Origin of the sequence: Pseudomonas sp. NFIX49 (assembly GCF_900115915.1) — a bacterium.
Lineage (GTDB): Bacteria > Pseudomonadota > Gammaproteobacteria > Pseudomonadales > Pseudomonadaceae > Aquipseudomonas > Aquipseudomonas pharyngis.
The window spans coordinates 183,708-208,014 of the sequence record NZ_FOYE01000001.1; the positions used below are offsets into that span (position 1 = coordinate 183,708).

13 protein-coding genes are annotated in these 24,307 nt (G+C 58.0%); 11 read left to right on the forward strand and 2 right to left on the reverse strand.

Annotated features, from left to right (window positions below; translation table 11 throughout):
• The first annotated feature begins 66 nt into the window (after positions 1-66).
• From BMZ46_RS00925 to BMZ46_RS00950, 6 genes are all read left to right on the forward strand, one after another.
• Complete coding sequence (locus BMZ46_RS00925; RefSeq protein WP_074688499.1) at positions 67-567, forward strand: CS1 type fimbrial major subunit; 501 nt, start codon at positions 67-69, stop codon at positions 565-567.
• Positions 568-650: 83 nt separating this feature from the next.
• Positions 651-3,173, forward strand: a complete 2,523-nt coding sequence (locus BMZ46_RS00930) for a CS1-pili formation C-terminal domain-containing protein (protein WP_039765779.1) — start codon at positions 651-653, stop codon at positions 3,171-3,173.
• A 4-nt stretch (positions 3,174-3,177) separates the two neighbouring features.
• Positions 3,178-4,392, forward strand: coding sequence for a hypothetical protein (locus BMZ46_RS00935; RefSeq protein WP_039765781.1), 1,215 nt, complete (start codon positions 3,178-3,180; stop codon positions 4,390-4,392).
• A gap of 44 nt (positions 4,393-4,436) precedes the next feature.
• Positions 4,437-5,180 (forward strand): pilus assembly protein, encoded by a 744-nt coding sequence (locus BMZ46_RS00940; protein ID WP_039765783.1) that lies wholly within the window; start codon positions 4,437-4,439, stop codon positions 5,178-5,180.
• Between the two features lie 34 nt (positions 5,181-5,214).
• Positions 5,215-5,715 carry a CS1 type fimbrial major subunit gene (locus BMZ46_RS00945; protein ID WP_052266521.1) on the forward strand — a complete coding sequence of 167 codons (501 nt, stop codon included), beginning with the start codon at positions 5,215-5,217 and terminating at the stop codon, positions 5,713-5,715.
• A complete protein-coding gene (locus BMZ46_RS00950; protein WP_254778404.1) occupies positions 5,712-6,974 on the forward strand; it encodes a hypothetical protein in 1,263 nt (420 codons plus the stop codon). The genes BMZ46_RS00945 and BMZ46_RS00950 overlap by 4 nt, the downstream gene beginning before the upstream one ends.
• A gap of 68 nt (positions 6,975-7,042) precedes the next feature.
• Here the strand turns inward: BMZ46_RS00950 and BMZ46_RS00955 are convergent, their stop codons facing one another.
• Together BMZ46_RS00955 and BMZ46_RS00960 are read right to left on the reverse strand one after the other, a co-directional pair.
• Positions 7,043-11,926, reverse strand: a complete 4,884-nt coding sequence (locus BMZ46_RS00955) for an NEL-type E3 ubiquitin ligase domain-containing protein (protein ID WP_254778403.1) — start codon at positions 11,924-11,926, stop codon at positions 7,043-7,045.
• A 316-nt stretch (positions 11,927-12,242) separates the two neighbouring features.
• Positions 12,243-15,386: a transglycosylase domain-containing protein gene (locus BMZ46_RS00960; protein ID WP_074688493.1), complete on the reverse strand. Its 3,144-nt coding sequence runs from the start codon at positions 15,384-15,386 to the stop codon at positions 12,243-12,245.
• Positions 15,387-15,700: 314 nt separating this feature from the next.
• Here BMZ46_RS00960 and BMZ46_RS00965 point away from each other — a divergent pair, with 314 nt between their 5' ends.
• The 5 genes from BMZ46_RS00965 (at position 15,701) to BMZ46_RS00985 (ending at position 24,278) form a co-directional block, all read left to right on the forward strand.
• On the forward strand, positions 15,701-18,880 hold the full coding sequence (locus tag BMZ46_RS00965; protein WP_074688491.1) for a dermonecrotic toxin domain-containing protein: 3,180 nt from the start codon (positions 15,701-15,703) through the stop codon (positions 18,878-18,880).
• 301 nt (positions 18,881-19,181) lie between these two features.
• On the forward strand, positions 19,182-20,603 hold the full coding sequence (locus BMZ46_RS00970) for an amino acid permease (RefSeq protein WP_039765788.1): 1,422 nt from the start codon (positions 19,182-19,184) through the stop codon (positions 20,601-20,603).
• Between the two features lie 172 nt (positions 20,604-20,775).
• Complete coding sequence (locus BMZ46_RS00975) at positions 20,776-22,281, forward strand: glucosyltransferase domain-containing protein (protein WP_074688489.1); 1,506 nt, start codon at positions 20,776-20,778, stop codon at positions 22,279-22,281.
• Positions 22,282-22,389: 108 nt separating this feature from the next.
• Positions 22,390-22,764 carry a GtrA family protein gene (locus tag BMZ46_RS00980; RefSeq protein WP_039765793.1) on the forward strand — a complete coding sequence of 125 codons (375 nt, stop codon included), beginning with the start codon at positions 22,390-22,392 and terminating at the stop codon, positions 22,762-22,764.
• Positions 22,761-24,278, forward strand: coding sequence for a glucosyltransferase domain-containing protein (locus BMZ46_RS00985; RefSeq protein WP_052266524.1), 1,518 nt, complete (start codon positions 22,761-22,763; stop codon positions 24,276-24,278). Before BMZ46_RS00980 ends, BMZ46_RS00985 begins: the two co-directional genes overlap by 4 nt.
• The last annotated feature ends 29 nt before the right edge of the window (positions 24,279-24,307 follow it).

The window sequence follows — 24,307 nt, forward strand, 5'->3', positions numbered from 1 at the left end:
GAACCGTCCGGGCGAGCGTTGTTTTGAACTTTCAATGCTCCATCCTTTTAAAAAGACAGGGTATGAATGATGTTCAAGAAAATCGCAATGGCTGCTCCACTGGCTGCACTGGCACTGGGTTCTTCCATGGTATTTGCCGCCGGTGAAGCGCGTCACTCCATCAGCCTGGTGGCCCACGTGCCAACCAACGGTTTCTACGTGGTGCCGGTCGACCCTGACCTGGTCAGCAAGGATCAGGACATGAGCTTCAGCCCGATTACCGGCACCATGAAACCGGTCAACGGCTTCTTCGATGTGCGCAACAACAACGGCTCGGTACACGGTTCTCTGGAAGGTGTACCGAAACTGGTCGGTGGTTCGAGCGTTATCGATCTGGAAGTCAAGTTCAATAATGTGGTGCTCACCCAAACTCCGCAAATGGTCGTCGGTGAAGCCGAGTCCAATGTGAACTATCGTGCACCGGTAAGTATTACCGCCAAAGGCACTAACTACACTCCGGGTGACTACACCGGTTCGGTGACCATGATGTTTGACGCTGTTACTCCGGTGGCCGGTGTCAAGCTCTGACTTCTGAAAAGTAACGAAAGCCGACTGACAGAACTTTCTGTCAGTCGGGCTTCCTGTGTGTTTTGTAATCAGAGTAACTGTTCATGTTTCCGATGACGCCCATCGCGGCTGCGCTTGCGTTGCTGTTTTGTGCCGCAGCTGTGGCGGCACCTGCGGCTTCCGGTACGACACCGCGAAGCCTGTTGGCTCAGGCCAAAGGTTTGCCGACGGATTTTGAAGAGCACTTTTTTGATGTTCCCCTGGCCGTGCGGGTGGAGCTCGATCAGCAACCGCTGGGCGAGGCCATGGTGGTCTTGTCCCGTGACGATCGCCTGACACTGCTGGAATTCACCGATACCCATGACAGTCGTTTCAGTGCTGCAGAACGCGACGTCTGGGCCAGCTACCTGAAACCGGGGGTTGCCCTCGGCGCCTGCACCGGGCAGTGCCCCGAACAGATGCTGGCGGTGCACTACAACCTGGAGAGCTCGCTGGTATCGATCGTCACCGAAAACGCCGAGCGCGACACCGAGGCCAAGCGCTTCTACGACCAGCCCGACGGCGGCAGCAGCGGTCTGATCGTGCGCAACCAGCTCAATCTCAATGGTGGCCAGGAACAGGATCTGGGCGGGCGTTTCGGCCTGGAAGCCAGCGCCAGCCTCGGGAACTGGAGCCAGACATTCAACATGCAGCTGGCCCGTCTGGGCGGACCGGATGACCAGCTGTATCACGCCGTGCATGAACTGCACACGCAGCGTGAGCTGCAGGGCAGTTTCGTGCGTCTGGGCTACTTCACGCCGGCATCCGAAGGCCTGACCCGTCAGCCCCGCACATTTGGTACAAGTCCTGATACGACCGTGGGCGTGATGTACGGCAGTTCGGACAGCCTGGCGATCAATTCGCCAAAGCCGAGCATCTATCCCATCTATGTGACGGCCAACCGTCAGGCATCGGTGGAGGTCTATCGCGACGGGCTGTTGATCAATACGCAGTCGGTGCCGGCAGGCTTGCAGACCCTCGACACCCGGCCGTTGCCCGGCGGAATCTATGAAGTCGAAGTGCGCCTGATCGAGGATGGCCAGACCACCTCGACCACCCAGGAGCTGGTGTACAAGCCGAACAACTGGCGCAACCTCGACGAGCGCTGGCGCTACAACCTGTTCGCGGGGCAGGAAGCCAAGCTGCTCAGCAACTGGGACCGCCAGGCCAGCGGCGACCCCACGGCGGGGGCGTCGATCAATTACCTGTGGCACCCACGGGTGATTCTCGGACTCTCGGCTCGCCAGATCCGCGAAAAGCTGCAATACGGCACCTCCATCGACTGGACGCTGGCCAACAGCGTCAGCCTGTACGCCAACGTTTACCAGACTGAAGACCACGGCACCGGTCTGGACGTGCAGGGGCTTTACAACTACGGCGCCGGCAGCCTTGTGATCAGCCATAACCGCAGTTGGCTGGATACCACCGACATCTATGACACGCTGCCTGACGGCACGCGAGTGCGTCAGCGCAATGTGTTCATCGGCCAGACCAGCAATTCATCGCTGGCACTCAATCACCGGGTCAGCAGTAAAAGCTCGATCAATGCCCGTGTGTCCCACAGTGAAGGCAACACCGAAGGATTCGGCGTGGATCTGGGCTGGACTCAGCGCACCGTACTGTTCGGCAGCGATGCCAATTGGCGGCTTTCGCTGTTCGATCGTCCCGGCAGCTTCAGCAGCGGCGATGCGCGCAATCGCGGGGTCGACCTGAGCCTGAATCTGGCGCTGGGCGGGCCGGGTCAGCAGATCACCGGCAGCATCGGCTCACGCACGGCGCGAGAGGGTGGGCGCGACAATAATGCATCCCTCGGCTGGCGCATGAATCTGCAGGATCACGTGCTGCAAAACGTCTCGGTGACCGCGCTCAGCGACACTTATGGCCTCGGCCTGTCCAGCCTGGCGAGCTTTCGCACGGACTCGGTCAACGGTGACGGCTTCGTGCAGCGCTCGTCGTACAACGGCAATTTCACCGGCGGTCTGAACCTGGACAGCACACTGGTGATGGGCGGCGAGCGGATGGTGCTGACCAGCCAGCATGACATGCGCGGCGCCGGCATGATTGTCGACGTCGAGTCCGATATCGATGACATCGCGCTGCGTGCCGATGACTACAGCGGCGGCAGCGCACCGCTGCGACCGGGCCGCAACTTCATCCCGATCACGGCCTATCAGAACAGTTCGGTGAGCTTCGACTTCGAGGGCAATACCGTTCCGGCCGCCACGATCGAGCCGGCTCGCACCCGCTATCACATGAACAAGGGCGGCGTGGAGTACCGCAAGGTGCGCGTGATGAGAACCATGACCGTGCTCGGGCGGCTGGTCGACGCCCAGGGACGTCCGCTCAAGGGCCATCATGTGATCAACCACGCCAGTCGCGGGGTGACAGAGGTCGACGGTTTCTTCTCGATGGAAATGAACGCCGGCTCCCCCACGCTGGAGGTGCGTCAGGGGCAACAACTGCTCTGCCAGTTCCGCCTCGACGCCGATCGCCACCGCAGCGAAAACAATGTGTTGATGATCGGTGATCTGCGTTGCACGCCCGATACGTTGGCCGATGTCAACGCAACCGATCAGAAGGCAGGTTGAATCCATGAAAAAGTCTACATGGTGGCTCGGGTTGCTCGCAGCGGCGAGCACCTTTCCTGCAGGTGCCGTGAATCAGGAGATCCGCGCCCTGTTTCAGCCCGATCCGGCGCATCCGAACAAGAACGTGTTCATCAACAAGACGCCGAGCAGCGGTTATTGCGCCATCTATCCCGAACAATGCGCCGACAACCAGGTGTTCAGTATCGAGTTGCCCGTGCGTTTCACCTCCAGCCGCTTCATGACGGCCGGCTTTCCACTTTCACTGAAAGTGCCCGCCAGCTGGAGACAAGTGACGGTCACCAATCAGGACACCCGGGAAACCGAAATTGTCGAAATGCGGGTCACGGGCATCGGCTCCCGGTTCGAGCTGAGCGACAGCGCCGCCAATCTGGTCGGTGTATCGGACATCCTTGAAGGTCATCAAAAACTCTGGACCACCAGCAGTTGGGTTTATGCACCGGCTCCGTGTCAATACAGCGGCGTGGGTGCTTACTCGCCCACTGCTTATCGGTTCTTCTGGAAAACCCCCGTGGAAGCTGCCTGTACCAAGGTGGCGGCTTACCTCATTCCCGGGATGGTTTTCCCAACCCTGGATTTCGCCTATGAACTGCGCACACCCAATCCGCTGCGCATGTCATCCGGGCTCTACACCGGGTCTTTGAATTACACCCTTGGGCCAGGAGGGGACTTCGACGTCGGCTCGCAAATGTATCCGGATGACAGCCTTCTTACGCTGGATTTCGTCCTGGACGTTCAACACACCCTGAAGGTCGATCTGCCACCCGGTGGCAACAAGGTGTCCCTGGAACCTGCCGGCGGCTGGCAGAGCTGGCTGGAAAGCGGTCGCCGACCGAGCCGGATCTACCGCGACCAGCCGTATTACCTGTCGGCCTCGTCACGTTTCAAAGTGATGATGCAATGCAACTCTCTGGGCGGTACGGAATGCCATATGGGCAGTCCGACGGGACGCAGTGCCAGGGTGGAAACGACGATGACGGTACCGCCGGGGATCTCCGGCCCCGGTGGTGCCGACGGCTGGAGCGGCAGATTGCAATACAACACCTGGATTGGCCCGTTCCAGCCTGTTCAGTACGTCGATCGCAAGGCGGGCAACCTGCGTTTCGAGATACCCGAACGATATTTCTACAGTTTTCTGCAACCCGGGGTCAGCGACACGCTCACGGGCCATATCACCATTATCTGGGATTCGGAAATCTGACGAGCCGGATCGATCTCTTTTCATTTTCAAAAGGGTTGAAAACGATGACACGCCTGTTTCTGCTTTTACTGCTCGGTCTGCCTGGCGGGCCCGTACTGGCCGGGCCGCAAATCAATGTCGGCACGGTGTATGACTACCTGGACGGCAACAAGAGCACCTATCTCAAACGTGTGTTCAACAGTGGTGACAGCACGGCGTTCGTCAAGGTCAACGTGCTGGAAATCGTCTACGACGCCGAAGGCAAACCGCAGGAAGTCCCGTTGGAAAATGCAGCCGACGGAGGCTCTCGCGATGGCGTGATGGCGAGTCCGGCGCGTTTGATCGTTCCGGCCGAGGGCATGCAGGGAACGCGGCTGCTGTACATGGGCGAGCGGACACGCGAGCGCTACTTCCGTGTGCGTTTCGTACCGGTGGTGCCGGAAAAGGAAGACGCCTTCGTGGTGGGGGACGAAGAGCGCGAGGACTATGCCAAAAGCATGTCGGCAGGGGTGAACCTGATGACCGGCTTCGGCACGATTCTGTTCGTGCGCCCCAAGGACACTCGCTTCCAGACGACCGTGGAGGAAAACGACCGCCGTTACGAACTGCGCAACAACGGCAACTCCGTGGTGATCGTCGATGAGTTCAAGAGCTGTTCGCTGAGCAATGACACCGATTGCGGGGCGGTGACCAAACACCATGTCCTGGCTGGCAAGTCGTTCGGGTTCGACAAGGAGAAGGGGCGTGAATACCGCTTTTTTCTGATCGAGGGTGACAGCAAGAAAGCACTCAAGGTCGCGAGTCGATGATCCGCCCTCCAAGGACGCAGCAGGTAACAAAGACATGAACAAACAATGCGCGCGCCTGGCGCTGATGGTCGCCGGCAGTCTGATGAGTGCTCTGGCCGGTGCGGCCCGGGAAGAACACGTCTTCGAAGTGTCGCTGACGATTCCGAGCCGGCCGTTCTACATCATTCCCAGCGAACCGGACTGGGTGCATCGCACGCAGCAACTGCACTGGGACTATCCCTCCGAAACTCTGAGCACCCTGAGCAAGCATTTCGACGTGCGGCACGACACCAGTGCAATCGAGGCGCGTCTGGACAGCCCCGCCTACCTGTCGAACGGCCGCTCGGGTGAAGAGATCTGGCTCAAGGTCAGTTTCAATGGCGTTGTGTTGGGACCCGAGGTGCCCCCGCGAGAAGTGGTCTCGAAGGAAGACGCGGCCATCGGTAAACGGGTCCTGCTGGAAATCGAACCGGTGAAGCCTGCCGGTGGGTATCGACCAGGAGACTACAGCGGCAATGTGATGCTGCTGTTCAATGCACGGGCACCCGGCGCATGAACATCACCCGACTCCCTTTATTGTTCGGCCAAAGATTTTTAACGATGAATAGATCCACAGCAGGGATAGGCCTGGCTGCGCTGCTGGGTATGTCAGTGACGCACGCTGCGAATCAGGAAATCCGGGCGGTGTTTCAACCCGACCCTTCCAAACCCGGAAAAAACATGTTCATCAACACGACGCCGAACAGCGGCTATTGCGCGGATTATCCCGCGCAATGTGCGGCCAATAAAATGTTCAGTATTCGTACGCCGCTGATTTTCCAGGCCATTCGTTCTCTGATGCCCGGAGATGAGGTGTCGCTGCGTGTCCCTTCCAACTGGCGTCAGGCGGTGGTGACCAACCGGGATACACAGGAGACAGCCATCGTGGAGGTGCGCATGATGGGTGTCGGTTCCCAATACTATCTGAGCGATCCGGCGACCAGTCTGGTCGGGGTTTCTGACCCGGCTGAGGCCCATGGCTTGCTGTGGGGGACTAACTGGGCCAACGCAGCCCCCCCCTGTCAGAATTCCGGTGTCGGTTATTACACCGCCACGACCTTCGGCTTTTTCTGGAAAACGCCGGTCGAGGCAGCCTGCGTCAAAGCCGCTGCCTACCGGATTCCGTCGATGGCGTTTTCCACACTGGATTTCGCCTACGAGTTGCGTACACCCAATCCTCTGACAATGTCCACCGGGCAATACACCGGCTCGATACCTTATATCCTTGGCTCGGGTGGACAAATCGACTTCGGCCCTTTGTTGAGGCCCGTGGACAGCCACCTGATGCTGGACTTTGTTCTGGATGTGCAGCACACCCTTAAAGTCGACCTGCCACCGGGCGGAAACAAGGTCTCGCTGGAGCCTCAGGGTGGCTGGCAGCGCTGGCTCGCCAACGGCAGCCGTCCTGCGCAGATCTACCGTGACCAGAATTTTTTTATCTCCGCCTCCGCCCCTTTCAAGGTCATGATGAAGTGTGATTCCTTCCAGGTTTTCGGACCCGATTGCCGCCTGGTCGGAGAGTCGGGCGCCACCTGGGTTCACACACTGCTCAGTCTGCCCGGCGGTATTACCGGGCCTGGCGGAGTACCGGTCAGGAATGTGCAGTTGATGAACAATGCCTGGGTGGGGCCGTTCCAGCCCGGCCACTACGTGGAGCGCAAGTCGGGCAACCTGCGGTTCGAGATGCCTCAGGAGGCCATGGATTTCATGTTTCGTCCCGGCGTCAAGGGTACGTACAAGGGGGACATCACCGTCATCTGGGATTCGGAAGTGTAGGCACAGGGTGTTGCCCCGGGAAGGCCTTGGCAACCGGGCCTTCCGGAGGCTGGGCGGGCTGACGTGTATCAGATGCCAGCCCGGGCCATCGCTTCACGCGTCAGTTGTCTGCTCAGTTCCCGTTCCTGATAACCGATGTCCCGTTGCCGGCTTTCGAACTCTTCCTGACTCATCTCCTCGCCGGTCAGCACTTCATCCAGCGGGACGGACAGTTTTTCGGCCAGTTTGACAAGCCGCTTGAGCACGTCCGTCGGTTCCTGACCCTGGCTTTGCGCTTCCTGCCACTCCTTCGTCAGGGACAATAATTCCAGCTTGTCCTGATGAAGCTCGGTGTTGCGAGCGAAATCACTCGGATATTGCTTGCGCAGGTATTGCTCCCAGAAGGGTTGCTCGATCATCTGGTTGACCAGACCGTCGCCCGCTTCCGCGTCGATGATCGTAGCGTATGCCTGATCGATGGTTTTATCCGTGACGCCGGCTGTCGGGCGAAAGTTCATGGCTTCGGATTGCCATGGCAGTTCCAGGCGTTTGGCCAGCCCGGTTTCATAAGCCAGGTGGACCTCGACCTCATCGGGATTGCCTCCTCTTTGCCGGATATCGGCCCGTGCAATCCCGGTGACTTGCTCAAGGCGGGCGGAGCCTTTGGCCAGTTTCACCAGCTTGCCTTCGACTTCGTCAGCGCTGACTGAAAAGTGCCGGGCCTCCGAAGCCAGCACCTTCACCCCCATGTTGTTGAAGAGCTGCGCACCGGCATCTGCGCAACCTTCGGGTTCGGTGGACATGAGGAACAGTTCTTCGCGTAACGGGGTGTCGATTTCAATGGCATTGACCATGCGCCAGACACGATCGGTGAGTTGCGCTTTCGCACGGCCTCCCTGCTTGTAGTCGGCCGATCGAGTAAGTCCTTCCAGCACGGTGAAGAAGCCGAGGGAATCGGGTTCGTTCACCAGATAGTGCCAGGCCTCCGGTCGATAGGCACCGGTACCGGGAGATTCGCTGTACATCGATGCATCGCTGGGCGGTATCCACATCAACATCAGATCTTCGGCGGGCTGCTGATACCTTACCCTGGGACTCATCCCCACTGATTCGCGGTACAGTCCGTACGACTTGCGTACCTCTGGCGTAAGCTTTGTCCGATCGACCCGGGTGCGGGCAATGAGAAAGGCCTTGTCCGAGCCCGGGGCAACTTCGGGAATCGAGTGGAGCCGGTTTTTCAGCAGATCGAGGAAAAAGCCCTTGGGCCTGGGATGGCTGAACAGCCCCGCCGGCCAGGCGGTGATATTCGTATTGGCCAGGTTCAGCACCTTGAGTTTCGGCATATGCTGAATGGGCGGCGAGTCGCCCAGGGGATTGTTGTCCAGCCTCAGGGTTTCCAGATGCTCGAGGTTCTGCAGCTGTTCGATGGCGGGCGGAGTCAGTTCGATCATGTTGTCACTCAGGCGCAGGGTTCTGAGCTGACGCTGTTGGCCGATGCTGTCGGGCAGCGTTCTCAAACCGCAGTTTCTGGCGCTGAGCTGCTGCAGATTGGGGAAGTCCTTGAGCAGGCCGCTTGGTCCGGGTGAGAACTGCTGGCGATCCAGATTCACCGTAGTGACTTGTTGCAGAAAGGGTTTGAGATCATTCGGCATCTGTTTCCACCAGCGCTCGAGGTCGCTTGGCAGGACTTCCGTGGACAGGTCAAGGGCATACCCGTCTTCCAGACTGGAGCTGCGTTCACCGAAAACCTCGGACTTTCGGTCGAAACACTCCATCAGGCGCTCCGCGATGAGCCTGCCACCCTTGCGCTCGTAATCCCAATAGGCGTCCGGCAAGCGTCCGCCGTCATCCGGGTCATAGTCCTCCAGATAGCGCTGGCGCCAGTTCTCGAGTTTTTGCTTCAGCTCCTCGCGCTCCTGTTTCAGGCGTGCGATTTCCTGATGCGGGTCGCCTTTGGCATGCAGTGAGCGGGTGAATGCGGCCACCTCGTTTTCATCGAAGTGCGGATACATCTCCTGCACTTTGGTTTCGACGGTTTTTTCCGCGAACGGCCAGACCTTCGACAATCCCGGACCTCGTACCAGCAACTCGGTGTCCCGTGGCACAACGGCGCGCAGGGGGGGGCGGGCGAGCAGAGTCCGACGTTCGGTCGGGGGGGCGGTTTTGACCGTGACCCATTGTCTGAACATTTCTCCCTGGTCAGTGCGATAGCCCAGCGCAGCACGTTTGTCTTCGGGCAGGGCCAGCAGGACAGCTTGATAGAAATCATCGGCGTCATGCTGCTTTCGCTGAGCGGCATCCAACACTTCGTAGCGGCCGCGATCGTCTCTGATCAGCGTGCGCACGGTGCCCGCTTCTTCGGGGCCGGTACTGGAACGTAGTGGCCCGTCAGGGGTTCCGTCCCGGACTTCGATACGCAAGTCGCCGAAGGTGTCGGTGTGAATCTTCAGGGTATTGAGGATGAGCCGTTCGGTATCCGGTACCAGCAGCGCGGGTTCGTGCAGGCCCTCGACGGCGCGCGTCGCACGGGTTTCGAAAGCGCTTTCACGGGCCATGTTCTTCACGCGCAGCGGAATACGCTGTTGTTCGGCGATGATTTGCCGCTCGCCATCCGTTGCCCGTTCCAGCAATGGACGCGCCACCGAGGACGGCAGTTGTGGAAATTCGCTTTGCAGCAGGTGCACCTGTGGATCGTCGGAGCGGTCCTGAAGACGGTATTGGTAATCGAAAATCTCGGGTGTCCGGGTTTCCACGGCGTGCGCCAGTTTGTCCCGCAAAGCCTGGACCTGCCGGTCGCGGGGATAGGGACTGCCCAGCAGGGCAGTCATGTCCTGTTCACTCAAAAACGCCGTCAGTCGCTCCGGCAGTCGGCCGCTTGTCATGTCCGCCAGGCTGATGTTCAGGGTGTTCTCAGGCGTGACGCCTGAATGACCGTACTGGCGAAAGGCGCCACTGAGGTCCGCGTTTTCATAGACTCTCAAGCCCTTCTCGACGGGCCATCCCGGCAAGCTTGGGGCAATGGTCTCGAACCAGAACGAACCGGCGGGCAGCGGCTGTCCGGTGCGCACCAGGTGGCTCAAGCCACGGGTACGTTCCCAGGTCTTGAAGCGGGTGAGGGTGTCTGCCAGCAACGGAGGCGGGGCGGCGTTTTCGACGTGCATGCGACGCAGCGAGTCGTCGGAGGTACCGCTGATGCTGCGCAGCTTTTCCAGTTCGGCGGGGTTATAGCCCTCGGTGGAGTGCCCCAGACGCTGCATCAGTCGCGATCCCTCCCAGTCTTGCGGCTTTTCGCCTTCCAGAGTCCAGGCCCCCTGGCCGTTATGCCGGGCTTCGGGCCAGTAAGCCTGGGCGCGTGTCGGGTGAACGATGCGATGCGTCTCGCCCTGCGGGTCGAGTTGCACTTCGTAGTGTTTGCCTTCGATGGGCAGGAAGGTCTTGCCCGAATGACGATGCAGGCCAAGTGCATCGGGTTTTGATGTCTCTGGCAGCGCCAGGCCCGGTTGCTCGTAGGGCGTGAGGTCGGGGTGCCACAGGCGCGTCTTGCCGTCGATCGAACGCACCGGTTTCATATTCTCGACCAGGGGCGACAATTTGAGCCGGAATGCACTGCCGATGTCCGAGCCGGCGTGGAATGCCGCCAGTTGCAGGATATCGGTGATCACACCCAGCACATGCTCGCCGAATTCGGCGTAGTGCCCCTGAATCAGATCCCCTACCCCTTCGATCGCTTCGTTGATGATTTGAAACGCGGTATAGGCCAGCATGGCTTCGCCCAGCAATGGCACGAAAGGGGTCACGACCAGCAACGCTACACTGAAGATGTCGGAAGCGATTTTCTTGAAGTTTTCCCACCAGGCCCAGCGTGCGCGGCTGTCTGCGTCCGCTGTGGACACGGCGATGACTCGGGCGTCGTTGAGGATCTTGTTGAGTTGTTGCTGGTAGAGGTAAGTCCACAGCGGTTCGGTGATCGGGGGCGCGCTGAATTGCAGTTGTGGTTTGTCCACAGGCGTTTCACGCCAGGAGGGGCGGGGATCGCCTCGTTCCTTTGGATACCATTTGATGTAAGTGAGCCGCTGTTGAAGGTCGGCGAAGAAATGGCCGCGCTGTTCGTGATCGACGAACTGACTGAAAAACTGGCGATACGTGATACCGCTGGACTGCGCGGTCTGGTTGTCTCTCAACTGGCGGCTCAGTTCTTTCATGAATTCGATCGTCGAGGGGTACTCCTTGAGCGGGTGTTCGGGATCCTGTGGCACGTAGGCGATCATTGTCTGCGAGTGCTGCTTCTGATCGGGATCGGGCCGGATGATCAGGATCCCGGTGAAGTTCAGGTCCATCATGCCCAGCTCGCATACCTTCATGGCTTGCTCGCCCAGCTTCAGGTGCTCCTGACCTTCGAGCAGGTCTCGAATGAGTAAATGGGCCTGCCGGCCGATATCTTTTTTGGCCAGCGCAATGTGCGCGGCAGCCTTGAGCGCCGCTTGCTGGCTGCGCTGGACTTGCAGTTTCAGAAAAGCCTGGGCGACCGGCTCCCTGTTGAGCAGATGTTCTTCGAGGTGGGCCTTGTATTGCGCACCGATATCCAGCTCCCGACACAGTGACTGGAACTGGCTCACACTGATGATTTTGTCGATCGGTGAAATATCGAACAGCTCACGGGCCGCATCGGTCTTTTCCAGGAACGCGGAGTGTTTCTCGAATGTTTCGTCGTAGGCAAAGTTGTGCAGTGCTGCATCCAGCAATGAAACTGTTCTTGCGGTATAGCCGGGTATAACTTGAATGACCCACCAGCTGCTTTCCCGGGAAACGTATAACCGCAGATAAGTATTTTTTACGTCGACATCGATGTTGAATTTTTCAAGCAGCTTTGCCTTCAGCAACGGTTCGGCGAAAGCCTGAATGTCCTTCAGTTTTGCGAGCGTATGGTCGATTGTGTTCTGTGCACTCCAGGCTTTCCTGTTGGCGCTGCTCATGCGTTCGAGGTGCTTGGGATTTGCTTCGCTTATCCACTTTTCATTGCGCAGGGGCACTCGCCTCAGTACGTGACTTCGATGCAATTGCATATCGAGAAAAACGGAGTCGATGTTCGACTTAATCAAGTCGTAATGTTGCCCTTTGTTTTCAATTGTTGCGGTCATTGCTAAAGCCTTGAGTCAGTCGGAAGTTTCAAGGCTAACGTTCGGGGGCGGGAATGATTAGTTTAAAAGCTGGTTGTACAAGTGCGGTTTTAATAGCGGGTCCGATTGAATATTGGAATGTTTAAAACATATAAATAACACCCGGGCGTTTTCAATCCGGCACAGAGGCGCGCGCATTCAGGGAAGCCACTCTCGATGCCTCGGGCGGCAGACATTGCGAGTCGCTGCCCGGTTGCAGATAGGGCATCAGAATCGGCGCCATGCCCTTGAGCACCTGCACCGGCAGGGCCGAGGTGAATTTGAAGTTCTCCGCCGAGCGCCCCGGCACGAACGCGGTGAGCGTGCCGAAATGGTGGTCGCCGATGTAGAACACGAAGGTCGCGGTGCGGTTGATCGACTTCGAGCTGAGAATCCGCCCACCGGAGCCGATCGCCTCGATCCGGTTGTCGCCGGTACCGGTCTTGCCACCCATGACCAGCGGTGTTCCATCGTTCAGTTTGAAACTGCCGGAAACACGTTTGGCGGTTCCCGAGTCCACCACTTGCGACAGCGCTTCGCGCATCGCCGTGGCGACTTCGGACGGCATCACCCGTTTGCCCACATGAGGGTCATTGACCAGTTTGGTTTCGTAAGGCGTGCCGGCGGCAAAGTGCAGGCTGTCGATGCGCAGTGTCGGCATGCGCACACCGTCGTTGAGGATGGTGCCGATCAGCTCTGCCAGTGCGGCGGGGCGGTCGCCGGAGCTGCCGATGGCGGTGGCCAGCGACGGCACCAGATGATCGAACGGATAGCCGACTTTCTGCCAGCGCTGATGGATCTCGAGGAACGCCTCGATCTCCAGCATCGTGCGGATCCGGCTGTCACGGGCACCCTTGTGCCTGCTCTTGAACAGCCAGCTGTAGACTTCCTGACGCTCGAACTGGCTGGCCTTGACGATGTCCTTGAAGGTCGCGTCGGGGTGGTTGAGCAGGTAGCCGATCATCCACAGGTCCAGCGGGTGAACCTTGGCGATGAAGCCCTGATCCGGCAGGTCATAGGTGCCGGGGCCGTAGGCCAGGTAGAGCCGTTCCAGGCGTTCGTCGGTGAGTTTTTCGGTGAGCTTGGCGCCTTTCAAATGCGAACGCACGAAGCTGTTGAAATCCTCCTGGCTGGCGTTGGGCAGCAGGTAACGGTGCACGGCAGCCATGCGGATCGGGGTCGGGCGCATGCTGTCGAGGAAGGTGTCGAGCCGGGCCTGGGTGTCCTTGTTGCGGTACTTCTTCCAGAACTTGAGCAGGAACGAAGTGCCTTCGCGGTCGGCGAACGAGGCGAGGTATTCCTGACGTCGCGGGTCGCGGTCGTCCTTGAGCAGCTCGGCGCTGTTGTTGGGGCCGGAGTAGGTGGTGTAACGCACCAGGTCACGCATCAGACGAATGAACGGCAGGTTGATCGACTCACGCAGGGCATCGCGCAGGGTCGGCAGGCGGCCGTTGTCTTCCTTGCGAAAGTTATGGAACGTGTGCAGCCCGCCACCGGTAAAAAAAGCTTCGCCGGGACTGGCTGAGTATTTGCGATCAAGGGCTGCGCCGAGCAATTTCGACAGGTCGCGATCCTTGTTCTGGATCAGGTAATCGACCACCCACCGGCTCAGGCGATCCTGTTCCGGCACGTCGACTTTTTTCAGTTCCTGCAAGGTCATGGCGCCGTACTTGTCATGCAGCTCGGCGATGATTTGCAGGTAGGTGGTCAGCACCCGCATCTTGGCGGTGGAGCCCAGTTCCAGCTTGCTGCCCTCGTTGATATCGAACGGTTGGTCAGTGCTGTCGGTCTGCACCCGCACGCGCGAGCCGTCCGGCGTCAGCTCGAACAGGGTGAAGCTGTAGCGCACCTGAGTGGTGCTGGTGGGCGTCAGCAGGCGTTCGCCCATCAGGCCGACTTCGGTCGCATAGGCCGGGTCGGCCAGTCGTTTCAGATAGGCGGTGGCCTGGGTTTGCAGTTCGCCTTGCAGGGTGCTGGTGGCGGACAGGTCGAGGCGGTCGAGGTCATACAGCGGACGGTTGAGCATCGACGCCAATCGACTGCGGGCGACACTGATGCCTTTGTTGGTTTCGATTGGCTGGATGGTCGGTTGGGTCTGCCAGTCGCGATAGCTGATGGTGCTGGCCAGCGCCGCATCGGCCAGGGCGGCGTCGATCACGCCGTTCTGTTTGAGCAGGCGCAGGTGGCTGTTGGTCAGTTCGACCAATTCTTCGCGGCCCTTGGTCAGGTAATGCGAAGGGCGGCGCTGGGCGATCATCAGCGAGAGCATTTCGCGCAGAGCCAGGCCCTTGTCCGCCATGGACTGCGGATCGGTCGCCGAGCTGGAGAGTTTGCGGTTGGCCTCGTTGAAATCGGCGCCGTACCAGACCCGCAGGCCCTCGGCCATGCCGTGCACTTCGCCATGCCCCGGCACGGCCGACAGCGGCACGCTGTTGAGGTAGTCACGAATGATGTTCTGCCGTGCCGGCAAGGTGTCCGGGCCGCCCTGATAGGCGCGCACGCTGGCGGAAATCATCTGGCGGATCTTCTCTGCACCGGACACCGTCAGACCATCGGGCGAGTGGCGGTATTTCTCAAGCTGGGTGGCCAGGGTACTGCCACCGGCCGACTGCCCCGGCAAGTGCAGCAACTTGGCGACTTGCGACCACGCGGCCATGCCGAAGCGCGGCCAGTCCACCGCCGGGTTGGCCAACGGTTGTTTTGGATCGAGCAGAAAACGGTTTTCGATGAACAGCAGGCTGTTGACCACCACCGGTGGAATCGACTCGAAACTCGCGTACAGCTGTTGCGGATAGTTGTACTGATAGAGCGGCGCGGCGCGGCAATCGGTGATCGACAGGCCGGCCTGGATCTTCTCGGAATAGGGCACGAACAGGCCCTTGTCGGTGTAGTTGAGCAGGGCCGGAGAGAAGCGCGTCTGCTCGGTGATCACGTAGTTGCGCTTGATCAGCCGTGGCAGGAACTCGTCCAGCGAGCTGTACCCCAGACGCAGGTCGAACGGCCCGTTGCCCGGATAGCGGATCGCTTCGCTGGGCCCCGGCTGCAATTCGTATTTGAGTTTGGCGGCGTACTGGCTGACCTCGCGGGACTGGAAACGCGAGGTGCGCATTTCCTTCATCGCGGCCAGGCCCACGACAATCGCGATGATCACCACCAGAAGCCAGAAAGCCTTCCACCCGTGCCGGTTACGACGGGGTTTCTCAGGTACAGGCGCTTCATCCACACGTTCAGTCGGAACCACTTTTTCACTCGAATCGGTTTGCCACAAAGCGCCCATAGTCGATTGATCCATTCACGCAGATTGATCGGACTTGACTGAAGCTTAGTCGCTGGTTGGCGTCGGTGAAAAAATTGTGAAGGTCATCGAGCGGAGACGGGATCGAGCGACGGGGCGGTGAGGATCCGAGGCGCACAGGTATCGTCGCGTCTGTATCGGGAAACATAACAAGCTGAGCAAAAAGTTTCTGACTGACGCTCGCCAATCTGGAAAAAAGTTGTCTGGATTTGCAATTAATTGATGTGTTTTTCAAGTGTCAAATTCAAGTTGGGTGTTGTTTATTAAATGCTCATTTCTTAAGTTGGAGTTTCATCGTGGGTACGTACTTCCGGTCTTTTGCACGCTTCGCGCCTGCAGTAATTAATAATGTTGAAAGTTTAACCGATGAGTATTCGGAAGTGGTCCTGGCAGCAATTCCACCCGCGCTTGTTAATATGTCGAAGTCCAATCTTGAGATGTTGAAAAAGATTACACCGTCGACACCTGATTGGCTGAAAAGCGCTTCGCCTCAACAACGGGCGGAGGCACGCAGGGCCATAGAGGAAAGCGTGGCCGCGCACACTGCATTCAGTGCCCTGATGGACCAGGTCAAGTCCCCGGAGGCGTTCGCCGAGCCACTGCTCAGGGCGAAGCTGAAGGACGAGACGGGATTTGATATTGAGCTGCAGAACTTTTGGCTGGCATTCTCTCCTTCTTCGATCCCCTCTTCGCATCCTCCGACTGAACGTTACACGTTTTTGCAAGCAGCCCTTCACAACTTCGATGAAGAAGAAACGGACTTCAGGTCATTTTCCCGTATCGGTTGGGAAGCCTATCAACCGACCGATATGCGGATCAGTGCACTTCGTTTCATCGAATTGTGTCGAGAGCTGGATGTCGGCCAGCTTTATCAGGCCCATATCCGGCAAGCACTGAAGCTGGATGATGCGACGGGTCTTAAAACGCTGAGTGATGCCTTCACTGCTTATCAGAGCGCTTCGTTGAAAGCGTCAAGTCATGTTGCTGTGCTCAAGGGCGATATTGAGGCCAGACATCATCGGGCCCTGCTTGAAGTAGCTGACGGCAAAAAAGATGTGAAGGTTGACGGCAAGTCTCTCTGGTATCGCGGCATTAGCTTCATGAATATGCCATTGGAAGGTTGCGCGATTTTCGAGATTGCCGATCCGGAAGACGATAGCGTTCTCGATAAATTGCTGCCAACTGTTGATGGATTCTGGCCAAACGACTTGATCGTCTGGATTCCTGATGATCCCGATCATCCGCTGAAACTTTATCCGAAGCTAACGGCACTCAAGTCTCAACTTGTCAGCCAGTTTGTGCGCAAGCCCCAGGATGAAGAGGCCGACCCGCAAGCACCGACCGACTATCAGGTGTTTTTTAGCCGCTTCGTAAAACATAAAGACCGGCCGAAGTTTTTTTCCAGCTTTACCGAACTCGTCACTGCGAACGGTCCGAAAATCCGTCGTCAAAAAAAGGAGCCGGACTTTCTCCTGCAGGAGCTGATAGTGAGCCCTTCAGGCGATCGCTGGGATACGAGCCTCGACATCTGGCAGGTATCTTTCAGACGCTTCAGGCATCGATTATTGGCTGATGCACGCAGTGCCGCTGTGCCTACCGCTGACGCTGATGCTCGCGGGCGCCGTGCCTGGCTTTCACAACTCCTGGACATTGGTTTGATGGCGTTGAACCTGGTGTCTTTCGTGGTGCCCGCAGTCGGGGTTCTGATGCTCGGCGTCACGGCGATTCAGCTCATGGATGATGTTTTGGAGGGAATTGAGGATTTGAGCCTCGGCGACCGGGAAAACGGTTGGCAGCTCATCCACGGGGTTCTGGTGAATCTGGCGATCATGGGGGCCGGGGCCGCGTTGATCGGGAAACTTGCATCGGGAGGCCGCACGGAGTTTTTGCCGATCGAACTGGAAAATGGACAGAAACGGCTCTGGAAACCAGACCTGGCGGCTTACCGGAGCAAAGTGTCGCTGGCCGATGTCGAGCCCAATGCTCGCGAGCAGTTTCTCGTCGCGAACAAACTGTATGTACGCGTCGAAGGACACGTTTATGAAAAACGTTTCGATCCAGTAACCAACGCTTGGCGCATCGTCCATCCTCGCAACCCCAACGCTTATCAGCCTTTGCTTTCCGAAAGTGCAAACGGCTGGAATCACGGCCCGCACCGCCCCGTACCGGCACTGTCGCCCGAACTCCCCCCCGTTGCGCCCGTTGACGGGCACGTTCTAACGGGCGAAGGGGCTTCGCTTGACGTCGCTCCCGCACATCCCCCGGCGGTGTCGGGCATCGATAACCGAGTCAATGCCCGATACGCAGTCGAGGAGTCGCTGATTCTTGGACTTCAACCGGCCAAAGGTGTTTATCGCAGTGTCGACGGGCAATGGTGCTACATCCGCAACATCGACGATGCCGGCGTCGTCTCGGTGTATCGGATCCGTGATTCGTTCAATCTCAACGCCGAGATCATGGACGTCAACATTGTTGATCCGCAGAGTAATCGTGCGACAGAGCTGCGCCTGCGCGAGGTCGCGCCCGATCAATGGCAACCTCTGTCGTTGAGAGGGGGGGCCAGGCCTGACAACTTACTGGCTAAAATAGCTGCTTTCGAGCGCAAGCAACTGCCCAACGGTCTATGGGAGCCGAAAATCCTAGTGGTTTCCCTGTCCGACACGAGGTATTTGCCAAGTGATTGGGGGCCCATGCATGAGCTTCCGTTTTCCATCGAACCGACCAGCATTCACCAGGCACTCGAGATGTCCGAGTTGGGTCGACTGCCTGTTGCAACCGACTTGATGGAAGGCCCCACGGGGAAATTGTCGCCGGGAATCGCGTCGCAGCTCGACATGCGAGAGGGAGGGGGCAGCTTCCTGTTTACCATGCAGCGCATGAAGTATTCCGGTGCCGTCGAAGGGGAGTTCAATGCACTCAAAGTCATCGACCTTGAGGCGGGCGAACGCCCTGAGGGTACGAATGCGATTTCTGCGTATTGGTCGCCGCAGGGAGGCTACGTCGATGTCCCCATTCACCCTGGATGGGGGCAACCGGATCATGTTTTCACACCCGGTTTCAGCGGTTGCTCCCTGGTGGTGGAACAGATGGATGAAAACCTGCTTCGGGTCCGGCATGTCGAGGCCAGCCATGAAGCTGCCCAATACGTCGATCTGGCCCCGCAAGAGCATGGATGGGGGCTGAGTGCCGCCATGGAGCTTCCGGACTACGGACTCCGTCTGGACCAGAACGGCAATCCCGACTCGATACTGACGGGCTTCGCCTTCATGAAGTACGACCGAACGGCTCGCGTCTGGAAACTGCACTATCAATCCAATCAGGGGGCGACCGCCATTGGCCAATATTCGAAGGAGCAACCGGGCTGGTTTTCCCGTCCCAATACGGTGGTACGAGTCTATGGCCGGACGAAAGTCTTGAAGGTCGATACCCGGCCAGTGACGACCATCGAAAGGTCTGTCGCACCGGCCGGCCTGTGACGTTGCACCATTGCTGTGCAATACTCGCCGGCCATTTGCGCGGTGAATAATCCTCGAAATGCAGGATGGTTTGTCTCGTAAACCTCGTATTTGACGAGGTTTACGTCTGAATCAGATGCCTTATAGAGTGAAAAAACCTGTCGCAAGCTTTTTATACTGCACGCCCCGCTGATCCCGCAGGTTGCTTCTGCGGGACGGTTCTGCCCACGAAGCAGGGCCGGTTCTACCCCAGGCGCAGGCTTATCGGCCGACGCTTGAACACTCGGTGGTCACATCCAATAACAAGACGAGGAAGTCCCCCATGCCAGTCGGCAATCACCCGCCCCATGGCGAAACCGCTCAAGGCGGCCCGCTCAAACGCGAACTCGGTGAACGGCATATTCGCCTGATGGCGCTCGGCGCCTGCATCGGTGTCGGTCTGTTTCTCGGTTCGGCCAAGGCCATCGAAATGGCCGGCCCGGCGATCATGCTCTCGTACATCATTGGCGGTCTGGCGATCCTGGTGATCATGCGCGCCCTCGGCGAAATGGCCGTGCACAATCCGGTGGCCGGCTCCTTCAGCCGCTATGCACAGGATTACCTCGGCCCTTTGGCGGGCTTTCTCACCGGCTGGAACTACTGGTTCCTGTGGCTGGTGACCTGCGTCGCCGAAATCACCGCGGTGGCGGTGTACATGGGCATCTGGTTTCCCGATGTGCCGCGCTGGATCTGGGCGCTGGCGGCGCTGGTCAGCATGGGCTCGATCAACCTGATCGCGGTGAAGGCCTTCGGTGAATTCGAGTTCTGGTTCGCCCTGATCAAGATCGTCACCATCATCGCCATGGTGCTCGGCGGCATCGGCATCATCGCTTTCGGTTTCGGCAACGACGGCGTGGCGCTGGGGATTTCCAACCTGTGGGCCCACGGCGGCTTCATGCCCAACGGCGTGACGGGCGTGTTGATGTCGCTGCAGATGGTGATGTTCGCCTACCTCGGTGTGGAGATGATCGGCCTGACCGCCGGTGAAGCGAAGAACCCGCAGAAGACCATCCCGAATGCGATCGGCTCGGTGTTCTGGCGGATCCTGCTGTTCTACGTCGGCGCGCTGTTCGTGATCCTGTCGATCTACCCGTGGAATGAAATCGGCACCCAGGGCAGTCCGTTCGTGATGACCTTTGAACGTCTGGGCATCAAGACCGCCGCCGGCATCATCAACTTCGTGGTGATCACTGCGGCGCTGTCGTCGTGCAACGGCGGCATCTTCAGCACCGGGCGCATGCTCTACAGCCTGGCGCAGAACGGCCAGGCGCCGGCCGGTTTCGCTCGCACCTCGAGCAACGGCGTACCGCGTCGGGCGTTGCTGCTGTCGATCTTCGCGCTGCTGCTGGGCGTACTGCTCAACTATCTGGTACCGGAAAAAGTCTTCGTCTGGGTGACTTCGATTGCCACCTTCGGCGCGATCTGGACCTGGGTGATGATCCTGCTGGCCCAGCTGAAATTCCGCAAAGGTCTGAGCGCCAGCGAACGGGCCGGCCTCAAATACAGAATGTGGCTGTATCCGGCCAGCTCGTATCTGGCACTGGCCTTCCTGGTACTGGTGGTCGGCCTGATGGCGTACTTCCCGGATACCCGCGTGGCACTTTATGTGGGCCCGGCGTTCCTGGTGCTGCTGACCGTGTTGTTCTACGTGTTCAAGCTGCAACCGAGCGATGCGTCCCAGGGCGCGGTGCGTTCGGCTTCGTAATTCGTTGTTGTGGAACCCTGAAAGCCCCGGTCGAAAGTCCGGGGCTTTTTCGTTGGGGGCAAGGTTGAGGCCGCTGGTCTGAAAACGCCGCAAAAAACGACTTCTGATTCAGAGTCATGTTCGAAGGTTTAGCTGCGTTGTTTCCAGCGCAGCCGTGAACAGAGGCGCGGGTATGAGGATCAGCGATTTTCTCGTACGAGAACTCGGCCGCCGTCAGGTCGTGCTGTTCTTCCTGCTCGCCACGCTGCTGTACATCCTGCCGCTGATCCTCGCCGACTTCCCCTACATCGACGACAACTGGCGCACCCTCGCTGCCGGCAACGCCTGGGCGGGGCAGGGGCGGTTGTTCATGGACTGGCTGTATCAGGCGCTGAGCGTCACCGGCGCTGCGCCGAATATTTTCCCATTGCCGCTGTTGCTCGCCACGGTCGCCATGTCGTTCGCGTTGACCCGGCTGACCTTCCACTATTTTCCCGAACCGACCCTGGCCTGTTGTCTGGTGGTGTTGCCGCTCTGGTACAACCCGTTCCTGTTGCAGAACCTGTCCTATCAATATGACGGCGCCGGCATGGCCCTGAGCCAGGTCACGGTGATTTATGCGATCACTTTTTATGGCACTTCACGCATTCAGCGTTGGCTGGTGCCGTCGGTGCTGCTGGCGCTGGCGATCGGGTTGTATCAGATCAGCCTGAATGTGTTTCTTGGGTTGTGCTGCCTGGAATTGCTCAGGAATGTTCACCGGCGAGTGCCATGGAATGAACTCTGGCACCGGTCGGGCTGGCGGCTGGCGCAACTGCTGCTGGCGGTGTTGATCTACAGCGTCACGGCCTATCCATTCACTGACGCCGGACGCACGCAATTGCTGAATGCGAGCGCCGATCCGTTGCTGCAGATCGGCATCAATATCGGTCGGGTGATGGAGAAGGTTGCGCTGCTGTTTCACGGCGGCTACACGGCAATTTTTATTGTGCTGGTGCTGTGTGCTGTGTTCGGCGCCGTGCAGTTGGGGCGGCAGATTCGCGAGCGCAACCTGTCGCGCGCCAGGGCTTTGCTCCTGGGCTCCAGCTGCCTGCTGGCATTGCCGCTGATTGCGCTGCTGGTGCCGGGCATGACGCTGCTGTTTCGCGATTTCAACGAAGGTGCACGCACCCTGATGGGGTTCGGCGTGCTGTTGATGTTGCTGTTCTATCTGACCTGGCTGGGTTTGATGCCGCTGCACCAACGGTTGCCTTTGATGCTGGGGATTCCGCTTCTGGCCACGCTGTCGCTGTCCTTCGCTTATGGCCGGGTGCTGACGATGGAAAAAACCTTCGCCAGCAGTGCGCTCTACAGCCTGAGCCACGACATCTCGTCCCATCGCGAATTGCGCGAAGCCAAACGGATTTATATCTCGGTGACGTACTCCGACCGCTGGCTGGCGGGAGCGGTGGGTACGTTCAAGCAGTTGCCGGTGCTGCAATACCTGCTGAATATCGACTACTTCATGCTCGCCGAAAACCTGCCCTCGGCGGGCATCACCAATGTGGTTGCAGAACGCGAGCGACGCAACGCGACCCATGTCGGCCTGATGGGCTATCCACCCTTGGTGGACAGCCTCTATTACCGCCTCTACCTGATCGGTGATTACGGATTCATCGTGATGAAAGAACCGCCCCATGGCCGGCTGTTGCAATGGTAACCGTTAGTCAGAAACCAGCGCCTACCTGTAATTTCTGACAGTAGACCGCACCCGTACCTTGCCCTAGCGTGAAAGCTCCGCCCGTTGCAGTGACAGCAAGGATTCACGATGAGGATCTTGTGGAAAGGATTTCCCGCCCAAACGGCAATCGGCCTCGCCGCAACGCTGGTCCACTGGCAGGTTTTTTTCGTACTGACCAGTGCGGTTCAGCTCGATCAGGCGGCCAGCAACTTCGCTGCGTTTTGCATCGCCGCATCCTTCGCGTTTTACATGAACGCGCTCTACACGTTCGAGACCGGAACGTCGGTGCTGGCGTACCTGATATTTATCAGCGTGATGGGGGCGTTGAGTTACGGCACAGGCGTGATCGCCGATGCACGGAGTCTGCCGGGGCTGGTGACGGTGTCGGTGTTTTCACTGCTGGATCTGTTGCTGGGGTACTGCTTTTTCCGGTTTGTGTTGTTTCGGGGGCGGCAGTCATGAAAAGCGCTTCTGCTAATGCGAACGAACACTTTCTGAGCAGGCCCTGGAGCGCACAGGAAATCTATTTCTTTTTTCAGATAGCAACCTTGCTGCATGTTTTTCCCATTTTGTTCGCCGACTACTTGTACATCGATGACCAAGGGCGATCGATGCTCGGAATCAAGGGCTGGACTGAAGACGGCCGACCGTTGGTGGAGTTGCTGTATTCCGTTCTGACATTTTCCTCATCGTTGAATATTTTTCCATTACCGTTACTCATTGCCACCGTTGCCATGTCTTTTGGACTGAGGCGACTGGTCACTCACTATTTTTCTACTCCGGGGTTTGTTGAGTGCCTAGTGGTTTTACCCCTGTGGTTCAGTCCGTTTTATTTACAGAACCTTTCATATCAATATGACGGGCCGAGCATGACGTTGGGCCTGGTTGCAGTGATTTATGCAATCACTTCAAATCCGGCATCGGCTGTGGGGCGGGTAGTACTCTCCGCGATATTGATTGCTCTGGCGCTTTCTTTTTATCAGGTGTGTCTGAACGTTTTTATCGGTCTGGCGTGTATCGATGTCTACCGCTGCATGATCTCTGGTACAGCGTCTGAAGTGCGGAAGGAACTCTTGCTGAGAACCGGACAATTGGCAGGGGGATTGCTTGTTTACTGCTTGAGTTCGTATCAGTTGATAAGCGGTAGCCGTCAGGGATTTGTCGAGATTGATAATTCCACGGTGAGAGAGTTGCTCATGCGAATTGATACTTTCAATCAGCACATGTTTCTTCTATTCAATATTGGCAATGTTTGGTTTTTTTCGTTGCTCATCTTTGTTGCAGCTTTGTGTTTTGTGCTCACGGGGTATCGTTGTGTCGCTCGACAGGAGGGCGGCTGGGCCAAGTCGAACACGTTGGTGTTGTACCTGATGACATTGCTCGGGGCTGTGTCTGCGATTTATGGCATCGGACTTCTCGTGCGCTATCCAAACTTTGGTGCGCGGAATCTGATGGGGTTTTCTTCTATGTTGGTTTTTTTGATGTTTTTGAACCGACAAGGATTGATGCAAGTAAACCGATACCTGACATACCTGTTGGTCATTCCGATTGCTTTTATGCTTAGCTTCTCTTTTTCCTATGGTCGGGTCATGGTGGCGAAAAAACAATTCGAACAAGTTGTCGTTCAGAACCTAAACTATGACGTTGTTTCTCATGCAAATCTTCGAGCTCTGGAGCGGATCAATTTAATCGCCGATACCCGTTATTTGTGGATTCCTGGTGCAAAAAAAACAATTGATGCTTCACCTGTGCTTCCTTACATACTTGGTCTGGATTTTATCTTGCTGCCAGAAAATATGCTCAGGGCTGGACTGACAAATGTTTTTGGCGGTGTAAAAGACGAACGCGATACAGTGGGGTGTGGGACGTGTCAGCAAGTTCTAAGTAATCGCTATTACGACATCTACATATTGGACAAAACCGGTTATGTGTTTATGAAACGCTGGAATGAGGTGAAAGATTCCGATCACCTCTGATCCAGCGTTTTACCTTGAAGGAAGGTACA